The organism is Pseudomonas sp. RIT-PI-o (assembly GCF_001297215.1).
Lineage (GTDB): Bacteria > Pseudomonadota > Gammaproteobacteria > Pseudomonadales > Pseudomonadaceae > Aquipseudomonas > Aquipseudomonas moraviensis_A.
The window spans coordinates 195,394-210,885 of sequence record NZ_LHPA01000041.1; the positions used below are offsets into that span (position 1 = coordinate 195,394).

Genomic DNA, 15,492 nt, shown 5'->3' on the forward strand with positions numbered 1-15,492 from the left:
CGCCATGAGCCAGATCAATCTCGGCACCGCCAACGAATTCATCGCCCGTCACATCGGCCCGCGCGCCGGTGACGAGCAAGCCATGCTCAACAGCCTCGGCTTCGACTCGCTTGAAGCGCTGAGCGCCAGCGTCATCCCGGAAAGCATCAAGGGCACCAGCGTGCTCGGCATGGACGACGGCCTCAGCGAAGCCGACGCCCTGGCGATGATCAAATCCATCGCCGGCAAGAATCAGCTGTTCAAAACCTACATCGGCCAGGGCTACTACAACTGCCACACGCCGTCGCCGATCCTGCGCAACCTGCTGGAAAACCCGGCCTGGTACACCGCTTACACCCCGTATCAGCCAGAAATTTCCCAGGGCCGTCTCGAAGCGCTGCTGAACTTCCAGACCCTGATCAGCGACCTCACCGGCCTGCCGATCGCCAACGCCTCCCTGCTCGACGAAGCCACCGCCGCTGCCGAAGCCATGACCTTCTGCAAGCGCCTGAGCAAGAACAAGGGCAGCCACCAATTCTTCGCCTCGATCCACAGCCACCCGCAAACCCTCGACGTGCTGCGCACCCGTGCCGAGCCGCTGGGCATTGAAGTTGTAGTGGGCGATGAGCGCGAGCTGACTGACGTGACGCCGTTCTTCGGCGCGCTGCTGCAATACCCGGCGAGCAACGGTGATCTGTTCGACTACCGCGAACTGACCGAACGCTTCCCCGCCGCCAACGCTTTGGTCGCCGTGGCCGCTGATCTGCTGGCCCTGACCCTGCTCACCGCACCGGGCGAATTCGGCGCCGACGTGGCGATCGGTTCAGCGCAACGCTTCGGCGTGCCGCTGGGCTTCGGTGGCCCGCACGCCGCTTACTTCTCCACCAAAGATGCGTTCAAGCGTGACATGCCCGGCCGTCTGGTCGGTGTCTCGGTTGACCGCTTCGGCAAGCCGGCCCTGCGTCTGGCGATGCAGACCCGCGAGCAACACATCCGCCGCGAAAAGGCCACGTCGAACATCTGCACCGCGCAGGTGCTGCTGGCCAACATCGCCAGCATGTACGCCGTCTACCACGGCCCGAAAGGCCTGACCCAGATCGCCAACCGCGTGCACCACCTGACCGCGATTCTGGCCAAGGGCCTGAGCGCACTGGGCGCTAACGTAGAACAAGCCAGTTTCTTCGACACCCTGACCGTAGCCACCGGCGCACACACCGCCGCGCTGCACGACAAGGCGCACGCTGCGCAGATCAACCTGCGCGTGATCGATGCTGAACGTCTGGGCCTGTCGGTCGATGAAACCACCACCCAGGCTGATATCGAAACCCTGTGGGGCCTGTTCGCCGACGGCAAGACCCTGCCGGATTTCGCTGCGCTGGTCGCTTCGGCGCAGAGCACCATCCCTGCTGCGCTGGTGCGTCAGTCGCCGATCCTCAGCCACCCGGTGTTCAACCGCTATCACTCGGAAACCGAGCTGATGCGCTACCTGCGCAAACTGGCGGACAAAGACCTGGCGCTGGATCGCACCATGATCCCGCTGGGCTCGTGCACCATGAAACTCAACGCCGCCAGCGAAATGATTCCGGTGACCTGGGCCGAATTCGGTGCGCTGCACCCGTTCGCCCCGGCCGCGCAAAGCGCCGGTTACCAGCAACTGACCGATGAACTGGAAGCGATGCTCTGTGCCGCCACCGGTTACGACGCGATCTCGCTGCAACCGAACGCTGGTTCGCAAGGTGAATACGCAGGTCTCCTGGCAATCCGCGCCTATCACCAGAGCCGTGGCGATGAGCGCCGCGACATCTGCCTGATCCCGTCATCGGCCCACGGCACCAACCCGGCAACTGCGCAAATGGCTGGCATGCGCGTGGTCGTCACCGCGTGCGATGCCCGTGGCAACGTCGACATCGAAGACCTGCGCGCCAAAGCCATCGAGCACCGTGAACACCTCGCTGCATTGATGATCACTTACCCGTCGACCCACGGCGTGTTCGAAGAAGGCATCCGTGAAATCTGCGCGATCATTCACGACAACGGCGGCCAGGTGTATATCGACGGCGCCAACATGAACGCCATGGTCGGCCTCTGTGCCCCGGGCAAGTTCGGCGGCGACGTCTCCCACCTGAACCTGCACAAAACCTTCTGCATCCCCCACGGCGGTGGCGGCCCGGGCGTCGGCCCGATTGGTGTCAAATCGCACTTGACCCCGTTCCTGCCGGGCCACGGCCAGATGGCACGCAAGGAAGGCGCGGTCTGCGCGGCACCGTTCGGCAGCGCGAGCATTCTGCCGATCACCTGGATGTATATCCGCATGATGGGTGGCGCCGGTCTGAAGCGCGCTTCGCAACTGGCGATCCTCAATGCCAACTACATTTCCCGTCGTCTGGAAGAGCACTACCCAGTGCTGTACACCGGCAGCAATGGCTTGGTGGCACACGAATGCATCCTCGATCTGCGTCCGTTGAAAGACAGCAGCGGCATCAGCGTCGATGACGTCGCCAAGCGCCTGATCGACTTCGGCTTCCACGCGCCGACCATGTCGTTCCCGGTCGCTGGCACGCTGATGATCGAGCCGACCGAAAGTGAATCCAAGGAAGAGCTGGATCGCTTCTGCGACGCCATGATCCGCATCCGCGAAGAAATCCGCGCAGTGGAAAACGGCACCCTGGACAAGGAAGACAACCCACTGAAAAACGCCCCGCACACCGCAGCGGAACTGGTCGGCGAGTGGACTCACCCGTACAGCCGCGAGCAAGCGGTGTACCCGGTCGCCTCGCTGATCGAAGGCAAATACTGGCCGCCGGTCGGCCGGGTCGACAACGTCTTCGGTGATCGCAACCTGGTGTGCGCCTGCCCATCGATCGAAAGCTACGCTTAACCGTATAGGGGGATCAGTTGCACCGATCCCCCACACGCCGCAGCCCCCTGTAGGAGTGAGCCTGCTCGCGATAGCGGTGGATCAGCCGACTCAATTGTTATCTGACATACCGTTATCGCGAGCAGGCTCACTCCTACAGGGGAATGTGGTCAGCCGCACGAACCTGCCAATCCCCATAACAAGAAACCGGAGAACCACTCATGTCGTTAAGCGTGTTCGACCTGTTCAAGATTGGCATCGGTCCCTCCAGTTCCCACACCGTCGGCCCGATGCGCGCTGCTGCGCGGTTCGCCGAAGGTCTGCGCCGTGAAAACCTGCTGTCGGCCACCGCCAGCGTGCGCGTCGAGCTGTACGGTTCGCTGGGCGCTACCGGCAAAGGTCACGGCAGCGACAAAGCCGTATTGCTCGGCCTCGAAGGCGAGCACCCGGACACGGTCGACACCGAAACCGTTGCCACGCGCCTGCAGGAGATTCGCGGCAACGGCCGGCTGAATCTGCTCGGCGAGCACAGCATTGCGTTCAACGAGAAAGAACATCTGGCAATGATCCGCAAGCCGTTGGCCTACCACCCCAACGGCATGATCTTTCGCGCCTTCGATGCGGCCGCAATTCAGATTCGCAGCCGCGAGTACTATTCGGTCGGCGGTGGTTTCGTTGTCGATGAAGATGCCGCCGGTGCCGATCGCATCGTCGAAGACGCCACGCCGCTGACTTTCCCGTTCAAAAGCGCCAAGGACTTGCTGGGCCATTGCAGCACCTACGGGCTGTCGATCAGTCAGGTGATGCTGACCAACGAAAGCGCCTGGCGCCCGGAAGCCGAGACTCGCGCCGGCCTGCTGAACATCTGGCAAGTGATGCAGGACTGCGTGGCTGCGGGGTGCAGAAACGAAGGCATTTTGCCCGGCGGTCTGAAGGTCAGGCGCCGGGCCGCCGCGCTGCATCGGCAATTGTGCAAGAACCCGGAGTCGGCCCTGCGTGATCCGCTGTCGGTGCTCGACTGGGTCAATCTTTATGCACTGGCGGTCAACGAAGAAAACGCCAACGGCGGACGTGTGGTTACCGCGCCCACCAATGGCGCGGCGGGAATCATTCCGGCGGTGCTGCATTACTACATGCGTTTTATCCCCGGGGCGAATGACGACGGCGTCGTGCGTTTTCTGCTGACCGCTGCCGCTATCGGCATTCTCTACAAGGAAAACGCCTCGATCTCCGGCGCCGAAGTCGGCTGCCAAGGTGAAGTCGGTGTGGCCTGTTCGATGGCAGCCGGCGCCCTGTGCGAAGTGCTCGGCGGCAGCGTGCAGCAAGTCGAGAACGCCGCGGAAATCGGCATGGAACACAACCTCGGCCTGACCTGCGACCCGATCGGCGGCCTGGTGCAGGTGCCGTGCATCGAGCGCAACGCGATGGGCTCGGTGAAAGCCATCAACGCGGTGCGCATGGCCATGCGTGGCGACGGTCAGCATTTCGTCTCCCTCGACAAAGTCATCCGCACCATGCGCCAGACCGGCGCCGACATGAAAAGCAAATACAAGGAAACCGCCCGCGGCGGTTTGGCAGTCAACATTATCGAATGCTGATCACGAACCAAGCCAAACGAAATTGACCACCTCTCCCCTAGGGAGAGAACGTAATTAGCCCCCTCTCCCTCTGGGAGAGAGCTGGGGTGAGGGGCTTTTGATCTTGATCTCGCTTCTCACCCCCAAACTCTAATTTCCAAGGAGCTACGCATGTCCACCGAAACCCTTTCCAAAACCCCGCTGCACGCGCTGCACCTCGAACTCGGCGCGCGCATGGTGCCGTTCGCCGGCTACGACATGCCCGTGCAATACCCGCTCGGCGTGATGAAAGAACATCAGCACACCCGCGATCAGGCCGGGTTGTTCGACGTCTCGCACATGGGCCAGATTCGCCTGACCGGTGCCAACGCAGCCAAAGCCCTGGAAACCCTTGTGCCGGTCGACATCATCGACTTGCCGGTGGGCATGCAGCGTTATGCGATGTTCACCAACGAAACCGGCGGCATTCTCGATGACCTGATGGTCGCCAACCTCGGCAATGACGAGCTGTTCCTGGTCGTCAACGCGGCCTGCAAGGATCAGGATCTCGCGCATCTGCACAAGCAGATCGGCGATCAGTGCACCATTACGGCGCTGTTCGAGGAGCGCGCCCTGCTCGCCTTGCAAGGTCCGGCAGCCGTAACAGTGCTGGCGCGTCTTGCGCCGGACGTGGCGAAGATGACCTTCATGCAGTTCAAGAGTGTGTCGTTGCTCGGCATCGACTGCTTTGTCAGCCGTTCGGGCTACACCGGTGAAGACGGTTTCGAAATCTCGGTACCGGCTGCCGAAGCGGAAAAACTCGCCCGCGCCCTGCTGGCCGAACCTGAAGTTCAGGCCATCGGCCTCGGCGCGCGCGATTCGCTGCGCCTCGAAGCCGGGCTGTGCCTGTACGGCCACGACATGAACACCGAAACCACACCAATCGAAGCCAGCCTGCTCTGGGCGATTTCCAAGCCACGCCGCGCCGATGGCGCACGGGCCGGCGGTTTCCCCGGCGCGGAGCAGATTTTCGCTCAGCAACAGAATGGCGTCGCACGCAAACGCGTGGGCCTGCTGCCACAGGAACGCACCCCGGTGCGTGAAGGTGCAGAAATCGTCAACGAGGCTGGCGAGATCATCGGCAGTGTCTGCAGCGGCGGTTTCGGTCCGACCCTGGGCGGGCCGTTGGCAATGGGTTACCTCGACAGTGCTTACTTAGCGCTCGACACGCCCGTGTGGGCCATTGTCCGTGGGAAAAAGGTGCAGATGCTTGTAAGCAAAATGCCATTTGTTCCACAACGCTACTATCGTGGTTGATCGACTGTTTCTATAAGTAACGCGATTGCGTTATGCGTGCACTAATGTGTAACGCAATCGCCATAAAACAGTGCGTTTTTTAACATCCGAGTGAAATATGATCGTTGCTTATAACGTTTATAAAAACCAGAACCAGACAATCGTCTAAGCCCGGACTAGTGAGCTGACTAACAGCCGTTCAGAGCAGTAAAACCGGGGCCTTCGCGGGGCTTGTTTTTTCTCCCGTAGTTGGCGTAGAGTTTGTCCACTGTGTTTGCATGGGTCAGCTTGGAATCGTGACCTGGGCAGTAGCCTACAAGTTAGCTACATCCCGCTCGACGTCTTCTTACTCCTTGCAACCAGCTCCAGTACTCTTTCATGTGAAAGGGGCTGTCATCAATTTATGCGTCAAAGGAAATAAGAAATGTCCACACGTCAGAGCGGTACCGTCAAGTGGTTTAACGACGAGAAAGGTTTTGGTTTTATCACTCCAGAAAGCGGTCCGGATCTGTTCGTACATTTCCGCGCCATTCAGGGCAACGGCTTCAAAAGCCTGAAAGAAGGCCAGAAAGTGACTTTCGTTGCTGTGCAGGGCCAGAAAGGCATGCAGGCTGACGAAGTACAAGCAGAAGCCTGATCTTCTGATACGAAAAAGCCCCTGATATTGATATCAGGGGCTTTTTTGTGCGCGCTAATCCGTAAAATGGCGCTTCCATTCGCGTCCCGAGGCTGCCATGTCGAAAAACCTGCTCACGCCCCAAGGGGACTTCCCTCCTGTCGCGCTTGGTCGTCGTCTGGCGGCGATGTTCTACGACTTCCTGCTGTGCACCGCCCTGCTGATCGTCACTGGCTTCATCTACAAGTTGATCCAGGGCGCGATCATCGGCGAAGAACGCCTGCGGGCAATGACCGATGCTGGCCAGCTTGACGGTGATCCGCTCTACTCCACAGTGCTGCTGTTGGTGTTGTTCGGCTTCTTCGCCAAGTTCTGGACCCATGGCGGGCAGACCCTCGGCATGCAGGTCTGGGGCATTCGCGTGCAGAACGCCAACGGCACAGCGATCAGCCTGTGGCAGGCGCTGTTGCGCTTTATGGTGTCGATTGCGTCGTGGCTATGTATCGGGCTGGGATTCTTCTGGTCGCTGTTCGACAAGCAGAAGCGCACGTGGCATGACATTTATTCGGATACCCGCGTGGTGCGGATCCCGAAAAAGGCCAAATAACTTCCAGACACCGAATACCAATGTAGGAGTGAGCCTGCTCGCGATAGCGGTGTGTCAGTCAACGTATCGCTGACTGACACACCGCTATCGCGAGCAGGCTCACTCCTACAGGTTTTGTGTTGTATCTGAAAGGTTTTAGGCGTTACCGGCCAATTTCATCCGCGCTGCCTGGGTGAAGTCCAGCATGCGCTTCAACGGGCGGATCGCCTGCGGGATCAGCGCCGGATCAACGAAGATCTCGTTGGTGCCTTCCTTCAGGCTCTTGAGCGTGCGCTCAAGGGTGTTCATGGCCATCCAGGGGCAATGCGCGCAACTGCGGCACGCCGCGCCGTTGCCGGCGGTAGGCGCCTCGATGAAGACCTTGTCCGGGCACAGCTGCTGCATCTTGTAGAAGATGCCGCGGTCGGTCGCCACGATGAAGGTCTTGTTCGGCAGGCTCTGTGCGGCTGCGATCAACTGACTGGTGGAACCGACGGCGTCGGCCAGCTCGATCACCGATGTCGGCGACTCCGGGTGAACCAGAATCGCCGCGTCCGGGTACAACGCCTTCATGTCTTCGAGCTGCTTGGACTTGAACTCTTCGTGAACGATGCAGGCACCGTCCCAAAGCAGCATGTCGGCGCCGGTCTTGCGCTGAATGTAAGTGCCCAGGTGCTTGTCCGGGCCCCAGATGATCGTTTCGCCGTTGTCCATCAGGCTTTCGACGATTTCCAGTGCGCAGCTCGACGTCACCACCCAGTCAGCCCGAGCCTTCACGGCGGCGGAGGTGTTTGCGTAAACCACCACGGTGCGCTCCGGATGCTGATCGCAGAACGCCGAGAACTCGTCGACCGGGCAACCCAGGTCCAGCGAGCAGGTCGCCTCCAGGGTCGGCATCAGCACGCGTTTTTCCGGGTTGAGAATTTTTGCCGTCTCGCCCATGAACTTCACGCCGGCGACCACCACGGTCTTGGCCGGGTGGGCGTTGCCGAAGCGGGCCATTTCCAGGGAATCGGAAACACAGCCGCCGGTTTCTTCGGCCAGGGCCTGAATCACCGGATCGCAATAGAAGTGGGCCACGAGCACCGCGTCCTGAGCCTTGAGCTCGGCGGCGATGGCGGAACGGTAGTAGGCCTCTTCCTCTGCCGTCAGCGGTTTGGGCTGTTTGGCGTCGAGGTGGGCTTGAACCAGAAGGCGTTCGGAAATCTGCGTCATGTTCGCAAGACCTGCAGGCGCATTCGCGCGAAAGTCGAGTATACACCCGGCTCCGGACCGCTAGAGGTACCGCCGGGAGAGTGAGTATCATCAGGCACGGACAGCGTTGAAGCTGCGCAAGGCTACAGAATATCCCGTTGATACAAAAGATGATTCTGACCTGTGTCAGGCACGGCGGCGCTGAAACACAACGCAGCCGAATCGCAGGCAAAAAAAAACCCGGAAATCCTCACTTTCGTGGGCCTTCCGGATTTTCTAAACCGCCAAATATGGTGGGTCGTGTGGGATTCGAACCTACGACCAATTGGTTAAAAGCCAACTGCTCTACCAACTGAGCTAACGACCCGCTGTGTGGTGGCGCGTATAATACTGATTTTTAAGGACTATTCAACACCTTTTTGAAAATAATCAAAAATAAGGGGTTGGATCGTCCACACCAGCTGCCGCGAAGCCTTCTGCACGCAGGCGGCAGCTGTCGCATTTGCCGCACGCGCGCCCGTCATCGTCTGCCTGATAGCAGGAAACCGTCAGGCCATAATCCACGCCCAGCTTCACGCCGGCCTGGACAATCTGCGCCTTGCTCAGGTTCTGCAACGGTGCCTGAATCCGGAAGCCGTTGCCCTCCACGCCCGCCTTGGTCGCCAGATTGGCCACGCGCTCGAACGACTCGATGAACTCGGGACGGCAATCCGGGTAGCCGGAATAATCCACCGCGTTGACGCCGATGAAGATGTCGCGGGCGCCGAGCACTTCCGCCCAACCCAATGCCAACGACAGGAACACGGTATTGCGCGCCGGCACGTAAGTCACCGGAATGCCTTCGCCCAGCTCCTCCGGGATGTCGATACTGGTGTCGGTCAGGGCCGAACCGCCCATGCCATTGAGATTCAGGCCAATGACCTTGTGCTCGACCACGCCCAGATCACGAGCAACGCGGGCGGCGGCATGCAATTCGGCATGCGAGCGCTGACCGTAATCGAAACTCATGGTGTAGCAGGCGTAGCCTTCGGCGCGGGCCATCGCAACGACGGTGGCCGAGTCGAGGCCGCCGGACAGCAGGATGACCGCACGTTTTTCGGTAGTGTTCAGTTGTTCAGTCATCTCAGCGCCCCGGTTCGTCGTTCCAAAGATATTTATGCAGCTGCAATTGCAGGCGTACCGGCAGATTGTCCGCCACCACCCAGTCTGCCAGCTCGCGAGCATTGAGGTCATGGTGGCTTGGAGAAAACAGCACTTCGCCGGCACGCTGGTCTATGCCGTACTGGATCAGCTTGGAGACCGCCCAGTCATAGTCCTCCCGCGAGCAGATGACAAACTTCACCTGATCGTTGCGGGTCAGCAGTTCGATGTTCTCGTAGCGGTTGCGATGCGCTTCTTTCGAGCCTGGGGTCTTCAGGTCAACCACGCGACTGACGCGTGAATCCACCGCCGAGACGTCGAGGGCGCCGCTGGTTTCCAGCGAAACCTCGTAGCCGGCATCACACAACCGTTCAAGCAAAGGAATAGCGTTTGGCTGAGCCAACGGCTCACCGCCGGTGACACAGACGTAGCGCGGGCGAAACCCGGCCACTTGCTCAAGGATGTCGTCGAGGGTGCGGACGGTGCCGCCACTGAACGCATAAGCGCTGTCGCAGTATTGGCAACGCAACGGGCAACCGGTCAGGCGCACGAAAACCGTGGGCAGCCCGGCAGTCCGAGTTTCCCCCTGCAACGAGTAGAAAACTTCGGTGATTCTCAATGTGTCTTGCATAGTCGCCACGGGCGTAACAGCTAAACAGGCTGTCCGCCTCCGTCAGGCACTTCAGGCAATCCCGCCAACGCGTAGACCGCAAGAAGCGTGTTTCAGAAAAAGGGCGTGAATTCTAACGAAAAAACCCGCGACAAGCGCGGGTTTCTTCAAAACACGGATAAACAGGCTTACATGCGCTGCAGATCACGCTGGGCCAATTGCGCGGCGGACGTGCCCGGATATTGGGACACCACCTGCTGCAGAATGCCTTTGACCTTGTCGGTATGACCGAGGCGGCGTTCTACGTCAGCCAGTTTGTACAGCGAGTCCGGCACTTTGTTGTGCTTGGGATACAGCTGCGAAACCTTGGCAAACGCCTGACCTGCACCTTGCAGATCACCCTTGGCCAGGTTCACTTCGCCCAACCAGTATTGAGCGTTGCCCGCGTACTGGCTGTTCGGATATTTGCGCAGGAAAGCCGCGAAGGCCTGGCTGGCCTTGTCGAAATCCTTGGCTTTGATCAGGTCGAAAGCGGCATCGTAATACAGCTTTTCCTTGGCCGGATCAGCCGGTTCGCTACCCGCAGCAGGGGCTTGGGCGGCCGCAGCAGCACCCGCGCCTGCGGCAGCACCGGCAGCAGCACTTGCATCGCCGCCGGCAGAAGAATTCTCGGGAGTCGCGGCTGGTGCAACGCCGGATCCTATGCGCCGATCAAGATCCTGGTATCGCTCCAGGGATTCCTGCTTCATGCGCGCAACCTGATTCTGCAGTTCTTCGATCACGCCCTGTTGGCGCGAGATCTGATCCTGCATCTGTTGCAATTGGTTGAACAGCATGCCTTGTGCCGAGGCAGGGGCCGAAGCCGCTCCCCCGGCATAGGCGCCGTTCGTACCGTAACCCGCAGGCGGATAACTGCTCCCGCTATTGTTATAACCGGAGTTGTCATCGACCACAGGAACCGCAGCCCACGCCGCAAGCGGCGCGAGGCTGAGAGCCAGAACAGTTACAGCACGACGGCACGTTCGCATATCGAATTACTTACGCAGTTCGACGCGACGGTTCTGGGCCCAGGACTGCTCGTCGTTGCCGGTAGCAACTGGACGCTCTTCGCCGTAGGAAACCAGTTCCAGCTGAGCTGGGGAAACACCTTGCAGTACCAGGTAGCGCTGAACGGCTTTCGCACGACGCTCGCCCAGTGCCATGTTGTACTCACGAGTACCACGTTCGTCGGTGTTGCCTTCCAGAACAACGCGAGCGCCGTTTGCTTTCAGGTCTTTGGCGTGAACGTCCAGAGCGCGCATGGCTTCTGGCTTCAGGTCCGAGCTGTCGTATTCGAAGTAGAAGGTGGTGATTGCGCGCAGAGCAGCTTCTTCGCTCAGGGAGCCGTCAACGGCACCGGTGTTTGCGCCGTAACCAGCGTTTGGATCAACAGCGCCTTCGCCGGCGTTGTCGCCGCCTTTGGACGAGCAACCTACAGCTACAGCCATGGCCAGAGCCAGCGCAGCAAATTTACCAAACTTCAGCATTTCCATCGTGAAACTCCTAATGAACCCCAGTGTGTTAAGTAAAACGTGTAGCGCCCGCTCACTTCAGGTAAGGGGACCAGGACGGTTCTCTGACTTCGCCTTGAGCGGTAGGAAGCGGGAGCCTCACGCGCCCATTAATGGACACGAGCATCAAGACTCCCCGGCCCTGTTGGCGGGTGGCGTAGATTACCATGGTGCCGTTGGGCGCAACAGTAGGTGACTCGTCCAGAGTGCTATCAGTGAGGATCTTTACACTACCCCGCTGCAGATCCTGAGCTGCCACCTTGAAATTGGTGAAGCCATCCTGACGATGGATCATCACCAAAGTCTTTTCATCAGCCGAAAGTTTCGGGTTGGCGTTGTAGTTGCCCACGAACGTCACACGCTCGGCACCACCGCCACCGACGCTGGTTTTATAGATTTGCGGCTTGCCGCCACGGTCGGAGGTGAAGTAGATGGTCGAGCCATCCTTGCCCCAGAACGGTTCGGTATTGATGCCCTGACCATTGGTTACACGGCTGATCTGGCGCGAACCGAGGTTCATCACGTAGATGTCCGGGTTACCGTCTTTCGACAGAACGAACGCCAGGCGATTGCCATCCGGCGACCAGGCTGGCGCGCCGTTGAGGCCTTCGAAGTTGGTGATCTGCTCACGGCGACCGGTGTCGATGTTCTGCATGAAGATGCGCGGACGCTTCTGCTCGAACGACACATAGGCGATACGTTTGCCGTCCGGCGCGAAACGTGGCGACAGGATCGGCTCACGGGATTGCAGCAGCGTCACTGCACGAGCGCCGTCATAGTCGGAACGTTGCAGGGTGTAACGCGTGTTCTTCTCGGAGAAGCGCTCGGCGGTTACGTACAGCAGACGCGTCGAGAACGCGCCGTCGATGCCGGTCAGCTTCTGGAACGACTGATCGGAAATGAAGTGCGCCATGTCACGGATCTGGTCGGTAGTACCGGAAACACTGCCGTCAGCCACTTTCTGTTCGGTGGCAACGTTGAACAGTGCCCACTGCACCTGGAGACGACCGCCCGCTGGAGCAATGCTGCCGACCATCACGTATTGAGCACCCAATGCCTTCCAGTCACGGAAGATGATTTCGCTCGGCTGGCTTGGCTGGCTGATCATGTTCTGCTTGGGGATCGGCGCGTAATAGCCAGAGTTGCGCAAATCGTTACCGATAATTTCTGCCATGTCATCCGGCAGCACGGCACCGCCCTGCATGCCGAATGGAACGACAGCGATCGGCGTAGCCCGGTCAGTGCCACTGCTGATCAGGATGTTCTTTTCGTCTGCTACCGCTATCCCTGCAAGGCAGCAGATAACGACCAGCATTGATCGAAGAATAGTTCTCACAAGCCTAAATCCTCAGGATTGAATGTCATCTTGAATGAGCGATACGGAGCAAAATCAGCGGGGCTCAAGCCCTGCATTTCCGTCAATCGCCCGATATTCTTAACCGCGGCTACCGCAGAAGCGTCAAATGGAGCATCGCCGCTGGACTTTGTGACCGTAGCACCCGTTACGGTACCGTCCGGCAACATACTGATCCGAAGCTCCACTTTCATGCCTTTACGCGCCGAAGGTGGAAGATTCCAACCCTCCGAAACACGGAGCCTGATCAGGTCATCGAAATCACCCGCTACGCTGTCGCCAAGCTCGTCCGCCTTGGTCGCTGCCCGATCCGTCTTGTCCGAAAGCAACTCAGCCAACGCCTGAGCCTTTTTGTCTTCAGCCGACTTGCGAGCTGCATCCTGGGCCTTTTTCTTGGCAGCGTCAGCAGCAGCTTTTTTCTTCGCGTCTTCGGCGACTTTCTTCTTCGCCTCTTCAGCTTCAGCTTTCTTCTTGGCGTCTTCGGCGGCTTTCTTCTTCGCGTCTTCGACGATCTTCTTCTTCGCTTCTTCGGCAGCGGCTTTCTTGGCCTCTTCCTCAGCAGCTTTTTTCGCTTCGTCTTCGGCCTTCTTCTTGGCTATATCAGCCAATTGTTTCTCTTCGGCTTTTTTGGCTTCGGCTTTCTTCGCGTCATCGGCTTTTTTGGCTTCATCAGCCTTTTTCGCTTCGTCCGCTTTTTTCGCCTCGTCGGCCTTCTTCGCTTCCTCGGCCTTTTGAGCCGCTTCCTCTTTCTTTTGTTCCGCCGCTTTCACCGCTTCCTGCTCGATCTTTTTCTGTTCGAGCTGTTCGACTTCAGTCTGGCGCGCGGCAGTTTTCTTCGCCTCACCTGCAATCTTCTGATTGGTCTGGGTAGTCGCCGGACTTTTCGATTTCAGCTGGTACAGAGTCGCCTGGACGATCGGCTTGGCCGGCGGCAGTTCGGGCGTGAAGGCAAAACTGACGAACAGCATGCCGAATACCAGCACGTGCAGGACAATTGCCAGAACACTAGGCCAGAAGTAGCTTTCCGAGGCGGACGGCTCTCGCTGTTGCTGCATCAGGGGGCCTCGGTAATCAGACCAACGTTACCGACCCCGGCTTTCTGCAACCCGCCCATGGCACCCATGACGGCGCCGTAGTCGACAGTCTTGTCGCCACGAATGAACACCTGGGTGCGTTTGCCGCCTTCGGTGCCGACGCGAATGATCTTGGTCACTGCGTCAGTCATCTGCGGCAGGGTCATGGCCCTGTCCTGTTGCTTCTCGGTGTCGACTTCGCTGCCAAGGTTCCAGTAGTAGGTCTTGTCAGCCTTGATCGAAATGGTCAGGACCTGGGTGTTGTTGTCCTGCGGCAAGGCTTCGCTGGAAACCTTGGGCAGATCAACTTTCACGCCCTGATTGAGCATCGGCGCGGTCACCATGAAGATGACCAGCAGCACCAACATCACGTCGATGTAGGGCACCACGTTCATCTCGGCGACCGGCTTGCGCTTTTTGCGAGCTCGAGCGATTAAAGCCATCGGGAAATACCTGCTTATTCTTCGCTGGTGTGCACTTTGCGGTGCAGGATCGCCTGGAATTCATCGGCGAAGGTGTAGTAGCGGCCCAGCAAGGTTTCGCTGCGTGCAGCAAAACGGTTGTAAGCGATGACCGCCGGGATCGCAGCGAACAGGCCGATCGCCGTGGCGATCAGGGCTTCGGCGATACCCGGGGCAACGGTGGCAAGGGTCGCCTGCTGAGCGCTGGCCAGACCGCGGAAGGAGTTCATGATCCCCCAGACGGTACCGAACAGACCGATGTACGGGCTGACCGAACCGACGGTGGCGAGGAACGGCAGGCTCTGCTCCAGTTTCTCTTCTTCACGAGAGATGGCCACGCGCATGGCACGAGCGACACCTTCCATCACGGCTTCAGGATCGACACCTGGCTGCTGACGCAGACGGGAGAATTCCTTGAAACCGGCACGGAAGATCTGCTCGACGCCCGAATCCGGATCGGGATTGCTGCCGGCCTGACGGTACAGTTTGGACAGATCGATACCCGACCAGAAGCGCTCTTCGAAGCTCTCCAGGGCGCGTCGACCGGCACGCAGCAAGTTGCTGCGCTGAAAGATCATGATCCATGAGGTCACCGATGCGGCCACCAGGGTCAACATTACCAACTGCACCACGATGCTGGCATTGCTGACCAGGCTCCACATGGAGGAATGGTCGACGACGTTAGCTTCCACGCTTTATCTCCTGCTCTGAGTGTGTACCCGGGCCGACCGCGTCGGCAAAGGCCGCACGCAGGTCTTCGGGAAGGGCCCGGGGTTTCAAACTGTCGGTGCGCACGCAGGCCACCAAAAACTGCCCTTCGCAGAGCAGCACATTATCCGTGGCCCGCCTGACCTGCTGTCTGAAGCGCAGGCTGGCACGGTTCAATTCGGTTACATCAGCGCTTACCAGCAGTTCGTCATCCAGTCGCGCCGGCGCGTGGTAGCGCGCTTCGCTGGAATGCACGACGAACAACAGGTCCTCTCCGGCCAGCTGCGATTGGGCAAAGCCCAGTTCCCGTAGCCGTTCGGTTCGAGCCCGTTCCATAAACTTGAGGTAATTAACGTAATACACGATGCCGCCCGCATCGGTGTCCTCGTAATAAACGCGACAACGATGTGCGAACGGCCCAAGCCCGTTTTGCGCGCGCATACTCTAGTGCTTACTCCTCAGGTTGCCAATCCGGCAGACAACTGTTTTTCGTGGTTTCAAAGCTATAACGC

The 15,492-nt window shown here is 59.4% G+C and carries 15 protein-coding genes and 1 tRNA gene; 5 read left to right on the plus strand and 11 right to left on the minus strand.

The genetic code is table 11. The features are described 5' to 3' along the window. Nucleotides 1-4: 4 nt before the first annotated feature. The 5 genes from gcvP (at nt 5) to AEQ63_RS23225 (ending at nt 6,911) form a co-directional block, all read left to right on the plus strand. Nucleotides 5-2,857: an aminomethyl-transferring glycine dehydrogenase gene (gene gcvP / locus AEQ63_RS23205; protein ID WP_064365000.1), complete on the plus strand. Its 2,853-nt coding sequence runs from the start codon at nt 5-7 to the stop codon at nt 2,855-2,857. A 200-nt stretch (nt 2,858-3,057) separates the two neighbouring features. After that, entirely contained in the window at nt 3,058-4,434 is a 1,377-nt protein-coding gene (locus AEQ63_RS23210; RefSeq protein ID WP_064365002.1) for an L-serine ammonia-lyase, read from the plus strand. Nucleotides 4,435-4,584: 150 nt separating this feature from the next. Then, a complete protein-coding gene (gene gcvT / locus AEQ63_RS23215; RefSeq protein WP_064365003.1) occupies nt 4,585-5,709 on the plus strand; it encodes a glycine cleavage system aminomethyltransferase GcvT in 1,125 nt (374 codons plus the stop codon). Nucleotides 5,710-6,112: 403 nt separating this feature from the next. Further along, complete coding sequence (locus AEQ63_RS23220) at nt 6,113-6,325, plus strand: cold-shock protein (RefSeq protein WP_003227496.1); 213 nt, start codon at nt 6,113-6,115, stop codon at nt 6,323-6,325. A gap of 97 nt (nt 6,326-6,422) precedes the next feature. After that, nucleotides 6,423-6,911 (plus strand): RDD family protein, encoded by a 489-nt coding sequence (locus AEQ63_RS23225; protein ID WP_064365005.1) that lies wholly within the window; start codon nt 6,423-6,425, stop codon nt 6,909-6,911. 135 nt (nt 6,912-7,046) lie between these two features. Here AEQ63_RS23225 and nadA read toward each other — a convergent pair whose 3' ends face one another. The 11 genes from nadA to ybgC all read right to left on the minus strand — a co-directional run bounded on the left by nadA (nt 7,047) and on the right by ybgC (nt 15,421). Further along, nucleotides 7,047-8,105, minus strand: a complete 1,059-nt coding sequence (gene nadA / locus AEQ63_RS23230; RefSeq protein WP_042607283.1) for a quinolinate synthase NadA — start codon at nt 8,103-8,105, stop codon at nt 7,047-7,049. A gap of 270 nt (nt 8,106-8,375) precedes the next feature. After that, a tRNA-Lys gene (locus tag AEQ63_RS23235) sits at nt 8,376-8,451 on the minus strand. Between the two features lie 62 nt (nt 8,452-8,513). Continuing rightward, the gene (gene queC, locus AEQ63_RS23240) at nt 8,514-9,206 is read right to left on the minus strand and encodes a 7-cyano-7-deazaguanine synthase QueC (protein ID WP_064365006.1); all 693 of its coding nucleotides are present in this window, start codon (nt 9,204-9,206) and stop codon (nt 8,514-8,516) included. Between the two features lies 1 nt (nt 9,207). Further along, a complete protein-coding gene (gene queE, locus AEQ63_RS23245) occupies nt 9,208-9,855 on the minus strand; it encodes a 7-carboxy-7-deazaguanine synthase QueE (protein ID WP_064365008.1) in 648 nt (215 codons plus the stop codon). Between the two features lie 167 nt (nt 9,856-10,022). Further along, nucleotides 10,023-10,862, minus strand: a complete 840-nt coding sequence (gene ybgF / locus AEQ63_RS23250) for a tol-pal system protein YbgF (RefSeq protein ID WP_041479790.1) — start codon at nt 10,860-10,862, stop codon at nt 10,023-10,025. 6 nt (nt 10,863-10,868) lie between these two features. After that, nucleotides 10,869-11,366 (minus strand): peptidoglycan-associated lipoprotein Pal, encoded by a 498-nt coding sequence (gene pal, locus AEQ63_RS23255; protein WP_003178634.1) that lies wholly within the window; start codon nt 11,364-11,366, stop codon nt 10,869-10,871. A gap of 52 nt (nt 11,367-11,418) precedes the next feature. Then, complete coding sequence (tolB, locus tag AEQ63_RS23260; protein WP_082367955.1) at nt 11,419-12,699, minus strand: Tol-Pal system beta propeller repeat protein TolB; 1,281 nt, start codon at nt 12,697-12,699, stop codon at nt 11,419-11,421. Between the two features lie 17 nt (nt 12,700-12,716). Further along, complete coding sequence (tolA, locus tag AEQ63_RS23265) at nt 12,717-13,793, minus strand: cell envelope integrity protein TolA (RefSeq protein WP_042607286.1); 1,077 nt, start codon at nt 13,791-13,793, stop codon at nt 12,717-12,719. Further along, nucleotides 13,793-14,245 (minus strand): protein TolR, encoded by a 453-nt coding sequence (tolR, locus tag AEQ63_RS23270; RefSeq protein WP_161806102.1) that lies wholly within the window; start codon nt 14,243-14,245, stop codon nt 13,793-13,795. Before tolR ends, tolA begins: the two co-directional genes overlap by 1 nt. Before the next feature lie 23 nt (nt 14,246-14,268). Then, the gene (gene tolQ / locus AEQ63_RS23275) at nt 14,269-14,964 is read right to left on the minus strand and encodes a protein TolQ (protein ID WP_008080223.1); all 696 of its coding nucleotides are present in this window, start codon (nt 14,962-14,964) and stop codon (nt 14,269-14,271) included. After that, nucleotides 14,954-15,421, minus strand: a complete 468-nt coding sequence (ybgC, locus tag AEQ63_RS23280) for a tol-pal system-associated acyl-CoA thioesterase (RefSeq protein WP_064365011.1) — start codon at nt 15,419-15,421, stop codon at nt 14,954-14,956. Before ybgC ends, tolQ begins: the two co-directional genes overlap by 11 nt. Nucleotides 15,422-15,492 lie beyond the last annotated feature (71 nt).

Bases quoted from the DNA above. Each gene is read 5' to 3' on its own strand.
- queE (WP_064365008.1), bottom strand. From the start codon at position 9,855: ATGCAAGACACATTGAGAATCACCGAAGTTTTCTACTCGTTGCAGGGG.
- gcvP (WP_064365000.1), top strand. From the start codon at position 5: ATGAGCCAGATCAATCTCGGCACCGCCAACGAATTCATCGCCCGTCAC.
- AEQ63_RS23220 (WP_003227496.1), top strand. From the start codon at position 6,113: ATGTCCACACGTCAGAGCGGTACCGTCAAGTGGTTTAACGACGAGAAA.
- tolB (WP_082367955.1), bottom strand. From the start codon at position 12,699: ATGCTGGTCGTTATCTGCTGCCTTGCAGGGATAGCGGTAGCAGACGAA.
- gcvT (WP_064365003.1), top strand. From the start codon at position 4,585: ATGTCCACCGAAACCCTTTCCAAAACCCCGCTGCACGCGCTGCACCTC.
- queC (WP_064365006.1), bottom strand. From the start codon at position 9,206: ATGACTGAACAACTGAACACTACCGAAAAACGTGCGGTCATCCTGCTG.
- ybgF (WP_041479790.1), bottom strand. From the start codon at position 10,862: ATGCGAACGTGCCGTCGTGCTGTAACTGTTCTGGCTCTCAGCCTCGCG.
- tolA (WP_042607286.1), bottom strand. From the start codon at position 13,793: ATGCAGCAACAGCGAGAGCCGTCCGCCTCGGAAAGCTACTTCTGGCCT.
- AEQ63_RS23225 (WP_064365005.1), top strand. From the start codon at position 6,423: ATGTCGAAAAACCTGCTCACGCCCCAAGGGGACTTCCCTCCTGTCGCG.
- nadA (WP_042607283.1), bottom strand. From the start codon at position 8,105: ATGACGCAGATTTCCGAACGCCTTCTGGTTCAAGCCCACCTCGACGCC.
- pal (WP_003178634.1), bottom strand. From the start codon at position 11,366: ATGGAAATGCTGAAGTTTGGTAAATTTGCTGCGCTGGCTCTGGCCATG.
- AEQ63_RS23210 (WP_064365002.1), top strand. From the start codon at position 3,058: ATGTCGTTAAGCGTGTTCGACCTGTTCAAGATTGGCATCGGTCCCTCC.
- ybgC (WP_064365011.1), bottom strand. From the start codon at position 15,421: ATGCGCGCGCAAAACGGGCTTGGGCCGTTCGCACATCGTTGTCGCGTT.